Below are 14786 nucleotides of genomic sequence, written 5' to 3'. Positions count from 1 at the left end.
CCGCACACCGGAAGGGGACCCACGTGAGCGACCGGCACCCTCACCAGCACCATGACCAGCACGGGCACGGGCACAGTCACGATCATCACCACACCCACGCTCACACGCACTCCCCCTCCCGCGCAGCCGCCCTCCGGCACCGCCTCGCGCACCTGCTCACCCCGCACTCCCACGAGACGGCCGACAAGCTGGACTCCGCCCTGGAATCCTCGGCGCGCGGAATGCGGGCGCTGTGGGTGTCGCTGGCTGTTCTCGGGGCGACCGCGCTGACGCAGGCGGTCGTGGTGGCCGTCTCCGGGTCGGTGGCGCTGCTCGGGGACACCGTGCACAACGCCGCCGACGCCCTGACCGCCGTACCCCTCGGCATCGCCTTCGTGCTGGGGCGGCGGGCGGCGAACCGCCGGTTCACCTACGGTTACGGCCGGGCCGAGGACCTCGCGGGGCTGGTGATCGTGCTGACGATCGCGGCCTCGGCGGCCTTCGCCGCGTGGGCGGCCGTCGGCCGGCTGCTCGATCCGCGCCCGGTCTCGCACGTTCCGGCGGTCGCGGCGGCCGCGCTGGTGGGCTTCGTCGGCAACGAGTGGGTGGCCCGGTACCGGATCCGGGTGGGCCGGGAGATCGGTTCGGCCGCGCTGGTCGCCGACGGGCTGCACGCCCGCACCGACGGCTTCACCTCGCTGGCCGTGCTGGTGGGCGCGGGCGGATCCGCGCTCGGCTTCCACCTGGCGGATCCGATCGTGGGGTTGGCGATCACGGCCGCGATCGTGCTGGTGCTGCGGGACGCGGCGCGGGAGGTGTTCCGGCGGGTGATGGACGCCGTCGACCCGGCGCTGGTGGACCGGGCCGAGCGGGCGGTGTCGGCGGTGCCGGGCGTGCGCGCGGTGGGCGAGCTGCGGCTGCGCTGGATCGGGCACCGACTGCGGGCCGAACTCGCGGTGGTGGTGGACGGCGAGGCGACCGTACGGCAGGCGCACACGATCGCCGTCGAGGCCGAACACGCGCTGCTGCACGCCGTACCGAGGCTGGCGGCCGCCCTGGTGCACGCCGACCCGGCACCGGCGCCGGGCGAGACGGACCCGCATCTGGCGCTGGCCCATCACGTGACGGCCTGAGGTCAGACGCTGATGCCGAGGCCCTCCAGCACCACGGCGCCGGGCAGTTCGGCGAGGGCCTTGCCGGGAACCAGCAGCTTGCCGCGCCGGCGGCCGCTGCCGACGAGGACGTAGGGCAGGTCGGCGACGGCCGCGTCCACGAGCACCGGCCAGTCGGCGGGCAGGCCGATGGGGGTGATGCCGCCGTATTCCATCCCGGTCTCGCCGGTCGCCGTGTCCATCGAGGCGAACGAGGCCTTGCGGGCGCCGAGATGACGGCGGACGACGCCGTTGACGTCGACCCGGGTGGTGGACAGCACCACACACGCGGCCAGCGTGGTCTCGCCGCCGCGCTTGCCCGCGACCACCACGCAGTTCGCCGACTGCTCCAGCAGATCGCGGCCGTAGTGCTCGACGAAGACGGCCGTGTCCGCCCAGCGCGGGTCGGTGTCGACAAAGAGGACGCGGTCGGCGGGGACCGCGCCCTGCCAGGTGCGTACGGCGTCGGCGACCGGCGCGGTCAGTTCGTCCAGGCAGTCCGGGACGGGGGTGGCGGTGTCGAAGTCTCCGATGGGTGCGCGCATGGCCGCACGCTAACAGCCCGCCGTCGCGCGGTTCAGCGCACGGGCGGCACCGAGACGGCCATGATCATCTCCATCGGTACATCGCCCTCGTTGCCGTAGGTGTGCTCGGTGCCGGCCTCGAAGGTGGCGCTCGCGCCGGCCGGCACCAGATGGGCCACGCCGTCGACGGTGAGGGTCAGTTCGCCGGCGGTGACATGGACGAGTTCCACCGTGCCCACCGGGTGCGGCTCGGAGGGGCTGGACTCGCCCGGCATCAGCCGCCAGTCCCACATCTCCACCGGGCCGGGGGCCTCCGTGCCCGCCAGCAGCCGGTTGTAGCTGCCGGCGTCGGTGTGCCACAGCCGTACGGCCTGCTCGGGGGCGACGATACGGACCTTGGGGCCCTGCTCGTAGTCGAGCAGGGTGGTGATGCTGATCCCGAGCGCGTCGCCGATCTTGACGACGGTGCCGATGCTGGGGTTCGTCCGGGCCTGCTCGATCTGGATGAGCATGCCGCGGCTGACTCCCGCGCGGGCGGCGAGCGCGTCCAGGGTGAAGCCGCGCTCGGTGCGCCAGCGCTTGACGTTGCGCGCCAGGGACTGGGTCAGCAGGTCGAGGTCCGACACATCACGTCCATCAGGAGAGTTCACTATATGGGATGACAGAGTTCACTACGCTGAACTACGGTGAGGTGCACCCGATCGTTCACCAAACTGTACTGCGAGGCCGGCCGTGACAGCATTCTTCGCCCTCACCACCAGCCTGTTGTGGGGGCTGGCCGACTTCGGCGGCGGACTGCTGACCCGGCGCAGCCCCGCGCTGACGGTCGTGGTCGTCTCGCAGGCCATCGCGGCGGCCGTGCTGGGCGCGATCGTCGTCGCGACCGGCGGCTGGAGCGAGGCCGGGCCGCGGCTGTGGTTCGCGTTCGCCGCGGGGCTGGCCGGCCCGGTCGCCCTGCTCTCTTTCTACAAGGCCCTGGCGCTCGGCCCCATGGGCGTCGTCTCGCCGCTCGCCACCCTCAGCGTGGCCGTCCCGGTCGGCGTCGGCCTGGTCCTCGGCGAGCGCCCGGGGCTGCTTCAGGTCGCGGGTATCGCGGTCGCCGTCACCGGTGTCGTCCTGGCGGGCGGTCCGCAGCTGCGCGGCGCGCCCGTGCAGCGGCAGACGATCCTGCTCACGCTGGTCGCGGCGCTCGGCTTCGGCACGGTCTTCGCTCTGGTCAAGGAGGCCTCGACCAGTGTCACCGGCCTGTTCCTCGCCCTGTTCGTGCAGCGGCTGACGAACGTCGCGGTCGGCGGGGCCGCGCTCGCCGTCTCCGTGCGCCGGGGCGGCCGCGCGCTGCCCGACGGCGGTTTCCCCTGGGCCTCGCTGCCCGCACTGGCCTTCGTCGGACTCGCCGACGTGGCGGCCAACGGCACCTACGCGGTCGCCGCCCAGCACGGCCCGGTCACCGTGGCGGCCGTCCTCGCCTCGCTGTACCCGGTGGTGACCGCGCTGGCCGCACGCGGCTTCCTCAGCGAGCGGCTGCGCGCGATCCAGGCCGCGGGCGCGGGACTCGCCCTGCTGGGCACGCTACTGCTGGCAACCGGCTGAGCCGCCCGCCGCGACCCGCGCCACCGGAGCAGCCCCAGCCGGACGGCCACGGGCCGGCTGACCGGGCCCCAGGTCCTCGGCCGCCACCGGCCGGCGATGACCGCGCCAACAGGATGCTCCCCTGCGAGGGCGGCGCCGACGGCGAGATCGCCGGCCGCCACGTGCCGGGCACCCGGTCGTCGGCCGGCTGGCCTCCGGCGAGCATGCGCCGACGCAGTGGGTCAGCCCTCCGGCTCCAGCCGGGCCAGCTGTGCCACGGCCTCCTCGTCCAGCTCGGCCAGCGCCCGCAGTTGCTCGGGCGTCATGCCGTCCGGGATCGGCACCGGCGCCGGGGTGCGCAGCGGGGGTTGCCAGCCGTCCTCGGCCGTCCAGCGTCGTACGACCCGGGCGGGCGCGCCGGCCACCACGGCGTGATCGGGCACCGTGCCGCGCACCACGGCACCGGCCGCGACGACCACGTTCCGGCCGATCCGCGCACCGGGCAGGACCACCGCGCCGGTGCCGATCCAGCAGCCCGGGCCGATCTCCACCGGCTCCATCCGCGGCCACTGTCTGCCGATGGGCTCGTGCGGGTCGTCGTAGGAGTGGTTGGTGGAGGTGACGTAGACGTACGGGCCGAAGTAGCAGTCGCGGCCGATGGTGACCGTCGTGTCCGCGATGACATGGCTGCCCCGGCCGAGGACCACTCCGTCGCCGATGCGCAGGATCGGGTCCGGACCGAGGTCCAGGTCCGGCATCAGTCCGGCGGTCAGCGTGACCTGCTCGGCGATGATGCAGTGGGAGCCGAGGTGGATCCAGGGTTCGCCGAAGACGGTGCCGAGCGGGAAGGCGAGCCTTGTGGCTTCGCCGATCGCGCCGAACTTCAGGCGGCCGGGGTGATCGGCGGTGACGGAGCCCGTGCGCTGCGCCCAGGCCCAGACCGCGTGCACCGCGCGCTGTGCTGCGCGGTGACGCCAGGATGAGAACGTGTTCTTGCGCTGGGGCACGGGGGTACGTTACTAAGCGGGCGCTTTCGGCGAGAGGCCCGGCTGCTGTGATCTTTGCCCCAGCCCGTGTCGTACGGTGCGGGGTACGACGACACGAGGAGAACGGTGATGACGCAGCAGGCGCTGATCGTGGGCATCGGCGGCAGGGAGCCCCAGGTCGATCCCGAGGCGTTCGTGGCGCCTACGGCTTCCGTGATCGGGGACGTTGCGCTCCGCTCCGGGGCGAGTGTCTGGTACAGCGCCGTGGTGCGGGGCGACGTCGAGCGGATCGAGATCGGTGCCAGCAGTAATGTGCAGGACAATTGCACGCTGCATGCGGATCCCGGCTTTCCGGTCTCCGTCGGGGAGCGGGTGTCCATCGGGCACAACGCGGTGGTGCATGGGGCGACCGTGGAGGACGACTGCCTCATCGGGATGGGGGCGACCGTGTTGAACGGGGCCGTCATCGGCGCCGGGTCGCTTGTCGCCGCGCAGGCGTTGGTGCCGCAGGGGATGGTCGTACCGCCAGGATCGCTGGTGGCGGGGGTGCCGGCCAAGGTGAAGCGGGCTCTCACCGAGGAAGAGCGGCAGGGGGTCACCCTCAACGGCACCATGTACGCGGAGTTGGCCAAGGCGCACAAGGATGTGCATCAGTAGGCGCGCTCGGCAACTTCACTCACCGGCGCTCACCGGTTCGGCTTCCCGCTCGCCCTGCTCCTGGGCCTTCTTCGCCCTGCGCTTGACGAGCAGCATCGAGGCCAGGCCGACGAGGACCGCTGCCGCGAGGCCGACGTAGGAGAACTTCTTCAGCCAGCCCTCGGCGACCACGCCCACGTAGTAGATGACGGCCGTCGTGCCGCCCGCCCAGCAGATGCCGCCGAGGACGTTGGCGATCAGGAACTTCCAGTACGGCATGTGCAGGACGCCCGCGAGGGGGCCGGCGAAGATGCGCAGGAGGGCGATGAAGCGGCCGACGAAGACGGCCCACATGCCCCACTTCTGGAAGGACCGCTCGGCGGTGGCCACATGGCCCTCGCCGAAGTGCTTCGGGAACTTTCTGCCCAGCCAGGCCAGCAGCGGGCGGCCGCCCTTGCGGCCGATGGCGTAGCCGATGGAGTCGCCGATCACGGCACCGGCGGTCGCGCACGCGCCGAGGACGATCGGGTTGATGCCGGAGTGCTGGGAGGACATCAGCGCCGCCGAGACCAGGACGATCTCGCCCGGCAGCGGAATGCCCAGGCTCTCCAGACCGATCACCAGGGCCACCACGGCGTAGACGGCGGCCGCGGGCACCGAGTCGAGCCATTCCTGGACGTGCACCGCGGGTTCCTCCCCCTGTCGCTGTCCCTGCCTGCCGGGCGCCGCGTGCAAAGGGCGTCCCAAGGGAAGGCTACCTGGTCGGCGGTGAACGGCGGCTAAGCGCACACCCTCCCCGTCGGCTCCCCGGTGGCACCGTCCCGCCCCCGGTCCTTGGGTTTCCGGACACCCCGGTGTCACGCGGGCGGGGAAGGCTCCCCCGGTATCGCCCGACCCGCCTCCCCCAGGTCCCCGCCCCGGGACCCGCCGCGGAAGGACGACCTCCCCGTGTCCGCTCCCTCTCCGTCCCCGCTCTCGCTCCCTGTGTCGGCCTCGCTCACCGAGAGGTCCCTCGCCAAGGGATCTCTCACCGAGGCAACGCCCTCGCCCCGGCCCGCGTCTTTCCTCGTGGGCCGGCCCGTACGGCTGGCCCTGTGCCTGGCTCCGCTACTGCTGGCCGGCGGCTGGGCGGTGGCCAACCGGCCGGTCGTGTACGAAGGGGTACGGCGGCTCGTCGCGGCCGATCCCTGGTGGCTGCTGGCCGGGGGCGGTTTCACCTGTCTGAACTGGGTGGCGGCCTCGTGCGTCCGGCAGGGCGCGTTGCCCGACCGGCTGCCGGCGGGGCAGTTGCTGGCCTCGCAGTTCGCCGCCGGTGCCGCCAACCACGCGCTTCCCGGCGGCCTCGGTGCCCATGCCGTGACTGTGCGCTTTCTGCGGGCGCGCGGGGTGCCGCTGGACCGCGCGACCGCGTCGGTGGGGCTGTACTCGCTGGCCAAGTCCTCCGCCAAGACCGTGGTGCTGGTCGTGTTCCTGGCGGTGTCGCCGGCCTGGCGGCGCCTCGGGGAGCTGGTTCCGGACGGGCGGCTGGTGGTGCCGGTCGCCGCCGTCGCGGGCGGGGCCCTCGCGGTCGCGGGGGTGCTGCTGACCGTCGTACGGCCGTTGCGGCGGCCGGTGACCGGAATGCTGCGCTGTGCCCTCGCCGATGCGCGGGAGGTGCACACGCGGCCCTGCCGGGTGGCCGCCCTCTGGGGCGGGGCGGTCGCGATGCCGCTGCTGCAGGCGGCCGCCCTCGCCTGTGTCGGGGCCTCGCTCGGGCTGGAGCTGCCGTGGGAGCAGGTGGTGCTCGCCTGTCTCGCGGCCGGTACGGCGGTGGGGGCGGTGCCGGTGCCGGGCGGGCTCGCGGTCGACGCGGCGCTGGTGTGGACGCTGATCACCTTCGGCGCCGCCCCCGCGGTGGCCACCGCGACCGTCATCGGTTACCGGGTGCTGACCGACTGGGTGCCGCTGGTGCCGGGCGCGCTGACGTTGTCGGCGCTGATCCGGGCCGAGATCCTTTGAGTGGCGGTCAGTCGCGGTGCGCCACCAGGCGGTAGGCGTTGGACAGGCCCAGGCGCCGGGACAGGGGCCGTACGGCGAAACGGTCGAGGAGCGTTGCCGTGATGAGTGCGGGCACGCCCGCCAAGAGGAGCGTGGTGCGGGCGGCGCGGCTCAGGGCGCCGGGCGGTTCGGGGAGCCAGGGTGCGTCCTCGCGCGGGGCGGTGTGGTCGAGGGCCAGCCAGACGGCGGCGAGCAGGTCGACCGGATCGTGGGCTTCGGCGTGCTGCTCCGCGACCACCGTGAAGCCCAGCTCGGTCAGCCGCCGCCGGAGGTTGGCGACGGGCATGAAGTGCAGGTGCTGCGGCTGGAGCCAGGGCAGCCACCAGCGGCCGAGCAGCCGGGCGTAGCGGCTCTCCGGGTCCGGCACCTCGATGAGGAGGTGGCCGCCGGGGCGTACGGCTTCGTGGGCGGCGCGGAGTTCACGGTCGGGGTCGGTGCTGTGCTCCAGGTAGTGGAACATGCTCACCACGTCGTAGCGGGCGGCGAGTTCGGGGGCGAGGGCGGGGAAGGCGCCGCGATAGGCGTGGTCCACGCGGCCCTCGCGGGCGGCGAGTTCGACGCCGTCGGTGAAGTCGAGCCCGTCGAAGGAGGTGCCGGGCAGGACGGTACGGGCGGCCGCGCAGAAGTGTCCGTGGCCGGTGCCGACGTCCAACCAGGTCTTCGGGGTGGGGTCGTGCGGCAGCAGCGCCTCGGCGCGGCCCTCGTACATGGCGGTACGGCCGCCGAAGGTGCCGCTCATGCGCTGTCCGCCGAGGCCGTCGTAGAAGTCCCGGTAGTAGAACTCCAGCCCCTCCTGGGTCAGTTGGGGGTTCTGGAAGGTGTGGCCGCAGTCGGCGCAGCGGTCGAGGGTGAAGCGGCCCGGCTTGTGCTGGAGCAGGTCGGTGGTACGCAGGCGGGTGGCGAGGCGGTCCGCGCCGCACCAGGGGCAGTCGGTGCGGCGGGCGGCGAAGAAGCGGTCCGTGCCGGCGGCCAGGTCGTCCTGGTAGGCGGTCCGGAGGGCGGCGATGCGCGCCTTCTTGTCGGTCTTGTCGTCGTGGTCGGTCATCGGCTCTCCGCTTCGGAGTCTGCGAAGTCTGTGTGGTCCGCGAGGTGTTCGAGATGAGCCACCGCTGCCCGGGTGCCGCCCGCCGCGCGGAACGCGGTGCGGATCCGGGCGGCGGCGGCCCTGAGGGCGGGGTCGGTGAGGGTGGTGTCGAGGGCCGCGCCCAGCCGGTCCGCGGTGACCCGGCCGAAGCGGACGCGGACGCCGGCGCCCGCGTCCACGACCTGGCCGGCCACCACCGGCTGATCGTCGCGGATGGGGGCGACGACGAGCGGGACACCGTGCCACAGGGCCTCGCACACGGTGTTGTGCCCCGCGTGGCAGACGACGGCGTCCATCCGCTCCAGCAACGGGAGTTGAGGCACGGACGGGAAAACCAGGACGTCCTTGTCGCCGGGCGGCACCGGGAGGACGCCGCCGGGGTCGGTCATCACCGCCTGCACCCGGTCGGCGCGTGCGCGCAGCGCGGTGAGGCACTCGGTGAGGAAGCGTCCGCCCGCGTCGGCGTTCGCCGTGCCGAGGGTCACCAGGACCTTCGCCCGGCCCTGGTCGAGCCGCTCCCAGGGGAAGCCGGGCCCGGCCGGGCGGCCGGCGAGGGAGGGGCCGACGTAGTGGATGTGCGGGGCCAACGGCGCCTGGGGTCCGATGAGTTCGGGGGTGCTGAAGATGAGCAGGAGGTGCGGGGAGAAGCGCGGGTCGGCGGTGCCGGCCGGGTCGCCGATCCGGGTCCGCAGTTCGGCCAGGCTCCGGCGCAGCCATTCGGCGACCTTCGGCAGACCGTCGTACGCGCCGCTGAACTCGGCCGAGGTGGTGGCGGAGGTGGCCCAAGGCAGCCCGAACCGCTCGGCCACCAGGGCGCCGGCGAAGGCCTGTTGGTCGGCGACGACCACGTCGGGGCCGACCTCCTGGACGGCCGCCCGGACGCCGGGGGCCATGGCGTCGGCGAGCGGGAGCAGATACCGCTCCCACAGGAACTTCAGCGCCTCCGCACCCCGCAGCTCCGGCGGTCGTACGGCACCGTCGGCGCCCGGCACCGGGCCCGCGCACCCGTGCACCTCGGCGTCCGGGCCCGCGAGCCGCCGTACCAGCGCGGGGTCGGCGCACGCCCAGGCGACCCGGTGCCCGCGCGCGGTCAGCCGGGCGGCGACGCCGACGGCCGGGTTGATGTGCCCGGTCAGCGGCGGCACGACGAAGAGGAAGGCGCTCACCGGACCCCCGCCCCCGCGTGGATCAGGTCCAGGATGTGCCCGCCGACGGCCGCGGGCGCCTCCACCAGCACCGAGTGCTCGTGCCCGGGCAGCACGACCGCCCGGAAGTCCGTCAGCAGCGCCCGCTTCAGCGGCACCAGGTCGGCGAGGTCCGAATCACCGCCGTACACGCCGAGAACCGGGCAGCGTACGGCGCTGATCTCGGCCTCGGTCAGCACGCGGCTGGCGGGGATGTCCCGGCCGAGGGTGGTCTCGCGGGCGAGCCGGGCCGCGCTCTTGGCCAGGCGGGCGGTGTTGTGGCCCCGGTTCGCGGTGATCCAGGCGATCGCGTCGGGCTCGTTGTGGGCGAGCTGGGTGACGACCCGGTCGAGGATGCGGCCGAGTTTCGCCGCCCAGGCGGACGTGGCGGGCTCGGACTCGACCAGGGTCAGGCTGGCGACGCGCTCCGGGTGCCGGGCCGCGTAGCCGAAGGCGATGGTGCCGCCGTAGGAGTTGCCGACCAGGTGGACGGGCCCGGTGACGGCCAGCCGGTCGAGGAGGGCCTCCAGGTCGTCGATGTTGTGGTCGAGGGTGTAGCCCCGGGGCGGGCGCTCGCTGCGGCCGTGTCCGCGCAGGTCGTACATGACCACGTCGAGTCCGGACGCGGCGAAGGCGGGGGCGACGGTGAAGTAGTAGCTGGCCAGGCTGTCGGTGAGCAGCCCGTGCACCAGGACGACCGTGGCGTGCGGGGACCGGCCGGTGGGCCCCGTGCGCTGGACGTGCAGCCGGATCCCGCCGGCGTCGACGATCGCCACGGCTCAGCCCGCCTGCGTGGTCTTCAGGCTCCACACCACGTACTCGACCAGCCGGCCCACGGTCAGCTCGATGATCTCGTCGAACTCCATGCCGGCCAGGAACTCGGCGAGGTTGACCCGCTGCCCGTACCGCTCCTCCAGCAGCCCCGCCAGGGTGACGAGGTCGATGCTCTCCAGCTCCAGATCGCGGTTGAAGGTGGTGGACATGCCGATCACCACGTCGTCGTCGCCGTACTCCGCGAGCACCGTGCGGAGCATGCCGGCGACGTCGGTGAGGATGGTGTCGGCGGTGGGCTGCACAGAGTTCATGGGGGCCGGCTGGGTGGGATTCATCGGGGGTGCTCCTCGAGTGCTTCGTCGGGGTGTGCGTCGTCGGCTCCGGGCCCGGTCGTCCAGGCCACCACGTAGTGCCGCTCGGGCAGCGCGGGTGGGTTGCTCACCGGCGCGCAGTGCACGGTGTAGGCGCGCTCCAGACGGCCGGAGACCAGCAGCCGGCTGCCGTCCGGGGCGGCCTCCACTACCTCGAAGTCGCGTGGCCGGCCGCCGAATCCGACGCCTTCGGCCTTGGCGACCGCCTCCTTGGCGGCCCAGAAACGCGTGAACCACAGCTCCTGCGGATCGGGGCCGTCCTCCGACAGGCCCCGCAGCAACCGCAGTTCGGCCGTGCCGAGTGCGGTGGTGAGGGTCGCCGGGTCCCGCTCGGCGACCTCTTCGATGTCGATGCCGGGGCCGGGCTCCGGGCTGTGCGGCCGTACGATCGCCACGCCCGCCTCGGCCCGGTGGGCGAGGGAGACGTCCAGCGGGGGCAGGGCGCGGCCGTGCACCCCGGTGACGTGCGGACGGCCCAACTCATCGTTGTGTACCCGGAGTTCGGCCGGAAAGACGGGTCCTTCGCCGTGTTGCCAGAGCCACTGCCGTACGGCGTCCTTGGCCGCGATCCGGCCGAGCAGCCACTGGCGGCGGCCGCGCGGCGGGCGTTCGGCGTACTCGGCGCGCTCGGCACGGCCCAGCGAGTTGCGCATGATCAGCTCGCGTGAGGCGAGGTCCGGCCAGCGCTCGTGGACCAGTGCCCAGCCGCCGGGCCGGGCTGTGGCGAGGGTGTGGCGCTCGGGAAAGCGCTCGACGGGCCGGGTCGTGGGGTCGTTGTCGAACCTGCGGTCCTGCCAGCCGGTGATCCTGGCCCACACCCGGCCGCCGGCCGTCAGCTCCGCGTCCGCCTCCAGAAGGGTGTCCGTGAGGGCCGTGATCCGCAGGAGGCAGGCGACCTCGGTGCCGGGGGCCGGGTGCGGGCCGTGGAACCTCAACTGCCGTATCTGCACAGGGAACACGACGGTCCGTTCGGTCCGGGTCGCCATGATCCAGTAGCCGAGGAGCTGGCCCACGTTGTCGAGCAGGGCGCCGGGGGCAAAGGGCGCGGTGATACTTCCGCGGATGTGCCGCTCGCCGATCGCGGTGAGGTCGGTGAGGCCCTGGAAGCCGGGGCCGTGGAACATCCAGCGCTCCCGGTAGATCTGGGCGGCGGTGTGCTCGGGGCGGCGTTCGGGCACGTCCGGGAGCGGGCCGGGCGCGGGCGGTGCGGGATGGTGCGGGGCCAGTTCGACGACGGCGCGGGCCGTGGGGCCGAAGGCCACGGTGACGCGGTCGGGGTGGCCGGGGGCCGGGGTGACGGTGACCTGCACGTCGACGGGCGGTGTGGCGGTGAGCCAGCGGTCGAAACGGGCTCCGTGCACGGCGACCGCCCGCAGCCCGGGGGCTGCCGCCTCCGCCGCGTCCATCATGTGCCGCACGATGGTGGTGGCGGGCACCACCGGCCAACGGTCCTCCACGTCGGGCCAGTTGGGGCGCTGCGGAAAGAAGCAGTGGTCCAGGAGGTGGGGCATGGTGCGGGGGGAGACGTGGACGGTGGTGGTCGTGGCGGCGGGCCTGACGAGGGTGGGCACGGCGGTGGCCGGGGTACGGCGGCGGCCTGCGGTGATCAGCTCGGCCGCCGTGTCCGCGGTGTCCCGGAGCAGGGCGGTCAGTTCGGCGGCGGCCGGGAAGCGGGTGGCCAGGGCGTCCAGTTCGGCCAGGCGTGGCGGGGCCGGGTGCGCGGCGGGGCGTAGTCCGGCTCGAAGGGCGTCGAGTTCGGGGCCGTCCAGGGAGACGAGGGCACCGGAGAGGTCGAGGGGGACGGGCGGTCGCTCGGGAGCGGCCGCGCTGCGGGGCGGTATCGCCGGGGCCACGGACGCTCCGGCCGCCCACAACGCCGTTGCCACACAGCGCAGTTGCGACATCCCGCCGCGCTGGGGCGCGTTGGCGGCGACGGTCAGGTGGTCGCGGTCGCCGAGGGTGTCGTCGATCAGGGAGGTGAGGCGGCCGGGGCCGGTCTGGACGAAGACGCGGTGCCCGGCGGCGTACATCGCCTCGGTCAGCTCGCGGAAGCGGACGGGTTCCAGCAGATGCCGTACGAACAGCTCGCGCACCTCCGCCTCGGCCTCCGGGAAGGGCGCCGCGGTCGTCCCGGACCACACCGGCACGGTCGGCGGATGGAGCCGGAAGCGGTCGGCGGCCTCCTTGATGGGGGCGAGGTACGGTTCGAGCATCGGGGTGTGGAAGCCGGAGCGGAACGGCAGCACCTGGCAGATCACGCCCTGGGCGCGCAGGGCGCGTACGAACGCCTCGACGGCCGTACCGGGGCCGCAGACCATGGACTGGCGGGGCGCGTTGTCGTGGGAGAGCACGATCCCGGAGTCCGGCCAGTCCTCGGCGAGCGTGGTGCGGACGTGCTCGGCGGAGGTGCCGAGGGCGGCGAAGGCGAGGCCGGGGACGGTGACCGTGTCCGGGTCGAACTCGGCCATGAACGCGTCCACTTGAGCAGTGGAGTAGAGTCCGGCCGCCGCCATCGCCGTCCACTCGCCGACGCTGTGCCCGGCGACCGCGTCGGGGACGACACCGATCAGGCGCAGCGCCCGGTCCAGCAGGCGGCCCACGCCGACGACGCCGAAGCCGTGCCGTCCCACGTCGCCGACCTCGACGTCCGTGCCGGGCAGCGGGGGCAGGCCGAAGTGGGCGGCGATGTCGTCGGTGCGGGGGGCGAAGTCGCCCTCCAGGCCGGGGAAGACGAACGCCAGCCCGCCGCCGGCCCCGCCGAGCAGCGGACCCGGCCGGAACCACACGTCGCCGCGCCCCTGCCAGGCCCGGCCCTTGGCGACCGCGCGGCGGGCCAGGGCGAGCCGCTTGGCGTTCGGGGCGACGACTCCGAGCCGGACGGGACCGGCGCCGGGGTGCGGCCGGGCGGGGTCGAGGCCGGCGGCGCGTACGGCGGAGTCGTCGGCGTCGAGGAGGGCGGCGAGGCCGCCCGGGCTGTCGGCGGCGAGGAGCAGGATCGGCTCGGGCTCGCTGATCCTCTCAAGGGCCGCTGCGGCTCGGGGACTTGGCACGCGCGTCGGCGCCGAACGGCCTCCCGGCGCCTCCTCCAGCACCACATGGGCGTTGATCCCGCCGAACCCGAAGGCGTTCACGGCGGCCCGGCGGACCGGCTGCCGGGCGTCGGTCTCCCACGGCCGGGCCCGGTCCAGGGTGCGGAAGCGGGTGGCGGCGAGGGCGGGGTGGGGATCCTCGCAGTGGAGGGTGGGCAGGAGGGTGCCGTGGTGGAGCGCGAGGGCGGCCTTCACCAGGCCCGCGACTCCGGCGGCCGGCATGGTGTGCCCGATCATCGACTTCACCGAACCGAGGACCGGGCGGCCGCCTTCACGCTGCGGCTGCCCGAACACCTCGGCCAGAGTGGCGAGTTCGGCCGCGTCACCGGCCGGGGTGGCGGTGCCGTGCGCCTCCAGCAGCCCGAGGGAGTCCGGGGCGGCCGGGTCGAGGCCTGCGGCCTGCCAGGCCTGCCGTACGGCGCGGGCCTGTCCGCCCGGGTCGGGGGTGACGAGTCCCGCCGTACGGCCGTCGCTGGCCACGCCCGTGCCCCGGATCACGGCGTACACGCGGTCGCCGTCGCGTTCGGCGTCGGCGAGCCGTTTCAGTACGACGATGCCGGTGCCCTCGCCGATGAGGATGCCGTCCGCGTCGCGGTGGAAGGGGCGGATGCGCTCGGTCGGGGACAGGGCACGCAGTTGGGAGAAGACGCTCCAGAGGGTGATGTCGTGACAGTGGTGCACTCCCCCGGCGAGCATCACGTCGCAGCGGCCGGTGGTGAGTTCGGTGACGGCCTGGTCGACGGCGACGAGGGAGGAGGCACAGGCCGCGTCCACGGTGTAGGCGGGGCCGCGCAGGTCGAGCCGGTTCGCGATGCGGGAGGCGGCCAGGTTGGGGACCAGGCCGATCGCGGACTCCGGGCTGTCGGGGCCGAGTCGCTCGGTGAACGCGACCCGGACCCGGTCGAGTTGGGCCGCGTCGAGGTCGGGGAGTAACTCGCCCAGGGTGCGGACGAGTTGACCGGCGGTCCGGACCCGCTGGTCGAGCCGGACGAGGCCGGGCGTGAGGTAGCCGCCGCGGCCCAGCGCCACCCCGATCCGGTGCCGTTCGGGCAGCCGGTCCGTGCCGCCCGCGTCGGCGAGCGCGGCCGCGGCCACGTCGAGGGCGATGAGCTGGTCCGGCTCGGTGCCGGGCACGGAGGCGGGCATGATGCCGTAGCGCGTGACCTCGACCTCGGCCAGGCCGTCCACGAACCCGCCGCGCCGGCAGTACACCTGGTCGGCGACGGCGGGCCCGGCGGCCGTGCCGGGCCGGTAGTAGTCGGCGTCCCAGCGATCGGCGGGGACCTCGCGGATCGCGTCGACGCCGTCGCGCAGATTGCGCCAGTAGGCGTCGAGGCCGGGGGCGCCGGGCAGCAGCACCGCCATCCCGACGATGGCGACGGGTATGCGACGTTCCGTCATG

13 protein-coding genes are annotated in these 14786 nt (G+C 74.0%); 4 read left to right on the top strand and 9 right to left on the bottom strand.

What is annotated here, in order from left to right; translation table 11 throughout:
* The first annotated feature begins 23 nt into the window (after positions 1–23).
* Positions 24–1112 carry a cation diffusion facilitator family transporter gene (locus tag ACH47Z_RS31560; protein WP_399079747.1) on the top strand — a complete coding sequence of 363 codons (1089 nt, stop codon included), beginning with the start codon at positions 24–26 and terminating at the stop codon, positions 1110–1112.
* 2 nt (positions 1113–1114) lie between these two features.
* Here ACH47Z_RS31560 and ACH47Z_RS31555 read toward each other — a convergent pair whose 3' ends face one another.
* Complete coding sequence (locus tag ACH47Z_RS31555) at positions 1115–1675, bottom strand: YbaK/EbsC family protein (RefSeq protein WP_399079745.1); 561 nt, start codon at positions 1673–1675, stop codon at positions 1115–1117.
* Between the two features lie 32 nt (positions 1676–1707).
* A complete protein-coding gene (locus ACH47Z_RS31550) occupies positions 1708–2280 on the bottom strand; it encodes an XRE family transcriptional regulator (protein WP_399079743.1) in 573 nt (190 codons plus the stop codon).
* A 106-nt stretch (positions 2281–2386) separates the two neighbouring features.
* On the opposite strand from ACH47Z_RS31550, the gene ACH47Z_RS31545 reads away from it, so the two are divergent.
* Complete coding sequence (locus ACH47Z_RS31545; RefSeq protein ID WP_399079741.1) at positions 2387–3244, top strand: EamA family transporter; 858 nt, start codon at positions 2387–2389, stop codon at positions 3242–3244.
* A 221-nt stretch (positions 3245–3465) separates the two neighbouring features.
* On the opposite strand, the gene ACH47Z_RS31540 is transcribed toward ACH47Z_RS31545, so the two are convergent.
* Complete coding sequence (locus tag ACH47Z_RS31540) at positions 3466–4230, bottom strand: acyltransferase (RefSeq protein ID WP_399079739.1); 765 nt, start codon at positions 4228–4230, stop codon at positions 3466–3468.
* A gap of 108 nt (positions 4231–4338) precedes the next feature.
* On the opposite strand from ACH47Z_RS31540, the gene ACH47Z_RS31535 reads away from it, so the two are divergent.
* Positions 4339–4866: a gamma carbonic anhydrase family protein gene (locus ACH47Z_RS31535; protein WP_399079737.1), complete on the top strand. Its 528-nt coding sequence runs from the start codon at positions 4339–4341 to the stop codon at positions 4864–4866.
* A gap of 15 nt (positions 4867–4881) precedes the next feature.
* Here ACH47Z_RS31535 and ACH47Z_RS31530 read toward each other — a convergent pair whose 3' ends face one another.
* Positions 4882–5529 (bottom strand): DedA family protein, encoded by a 648-nt coding sequence (locus tag ACH47Z_RS31530; RefSeq protein WP_399079735.1) that lies wholly within the window; start codon positions 5527–5529, stop codon positions 4882–4884.
* A gap of 264 nt (positions 5530–5793) precedes the next feature.
* Here ACH47Z_RS31530 and ACH47Z_RS31525 point away from each other — a divergent pair, with 264 nt between their 5' ends.
* Positions 5794–6843 (top strand): YbhN family protein, encoded by a 1050-nt coding sequence (locus ACH47Z_RS31525; protein ID WP_399079733.1) that lies wholly within the window; start codon positions 5794–5796, stop codon positions 6841–6843.
* Between the two features lie 7 nt (positions 6844–6850).
* On the opposite strand, the gene ACH47Z_RS31520 is transcribed toward ACH47Z_RS31525, so the two are convergent.
* Genes ACH47Z_RS31520 through ACH47Z_RS31500 form a run of 5 tightly spaced genes read right to left on the bottom strand, consistent with a single transcriptional unit; the run spans position 6851 to position 14785 of the window.
* Positions 6851–7927, bottom strand: coding sequence for a class I SAM-dependent methyltransferase (locus tag ACH47Z_RS31520; protein WP_399079731.1), 1077 nt, complete (start codon positions 7925–7927; stop codon positions 6851–6853).
* Complete coding sequence (locus tag ACH47Z_RS31515; protein WP_399079729.1) at positions 7924–9132, bottom strand: glycosyltransferase; 1209 nt, start codon at positions 9130–9132, stop codon at positions 7924–7926. The genes ACH47Z_RS31520 and ACH47Z_RS31515 overlap by 4 nt, the downstream gene beginning before the upstream one ends.
* Complete coding sequence (locus tag ACH47Z_RS31510) at positions 9129–9926, bottom strand: alpha/beta fold hydrolase (RefSeq protein WP_399079727.1); 798 nt, start codon at positions 9924–9926, stop codon at positions 9129–9131. The genes ACH47Z_RS31515 and ACH47Z_RS31510 overlap by 4 nt, the downstream gene beginning before the upstream one ends.
* A 3-nt stretch (positions 9927–9929) precedes the next feature.
* A complete protein-coding gene (locus ACH47Z_RS31505; RefSeq protein ID WP_399079725.1) occupies positions 9930–10259 on the bottom strand; it encodes an acyl carrier protein in 330 nt (109 codons plus the stop codon).
* Positions 10256–14785 carry a beta-ketoacyl synthase N-terminal-like domain-containing protein gene (locus tag ACH47Z_RS31500; RefSeq protein ID WP_399079723.1) on the bottom strand — a complete coding sequence of 1510 codons (4530 nt, stop codon included), beginning with the start codon at positions 14783–14785 and terminating at the stop codon, positions 10256–10258. The genes ACH47Z_RS31505 and ACH47Z_RS31500 overlap by 4 nt, the downstream gene beginning before the upstream one ends.
* Position 14786 lies beyond the last annotated feature (1 nt).

The sequence above is a fragment of the Streptomyces sp. NPDC020192 genome, from assembly GCF_044388685.1.
Classification (GTDB): domain Bacteria; phylum Actinomycetota; class Actinomycetes; order Streptomycetales; family Streptomycetaceae; genus Streptomyces.
This window is presented reverse-complemented; position numbering and strand designations above follow the sequence as displayed.

What these genes read in the sequence shown, in the direction of transcription:
- ACH47Z_RS31505 (WP_399079725.1), bottom strand. Translation starts at nt 10,259, where the DNA reads ATGAATCCCACCCAGCCGGCCCCCATGAACTCTGTGCAGCCCACCGCC.
- ACH47Z_RS31500 (WP_399079723.1), bottom strand. Translation starts at nt 14,785, where the DNA reads ATGACGGAACGTCGCATACCCGTCGCCATCGTCGGGATGGCGGTGCTG.
- ACH47Z_RS31555 (WP_399079745.1), bottom strand. Translation starts at nt 1,675, where the DNA reads ATGCGCGCACCCATCGGAGACTTCGACACCGCCACCCCCGTCCCGGAC.
- ACH47Z_RS31520 (WP_399079731.1), bottom strand. Translation starts at nt 7,927, where the DNA reads ATGACCGACCACGACGACAAGACCGACAAGAAGGCGCGCATCGCCGCC.
- ACH47Z_RS31535 (WP_399079737.1), top strand. Translation starts at nt 4,339, where the DNA reads ATGACGCAGCAGGCGCTGATCGTGGGCATCGGCGGCAGGGAGCCCCAG.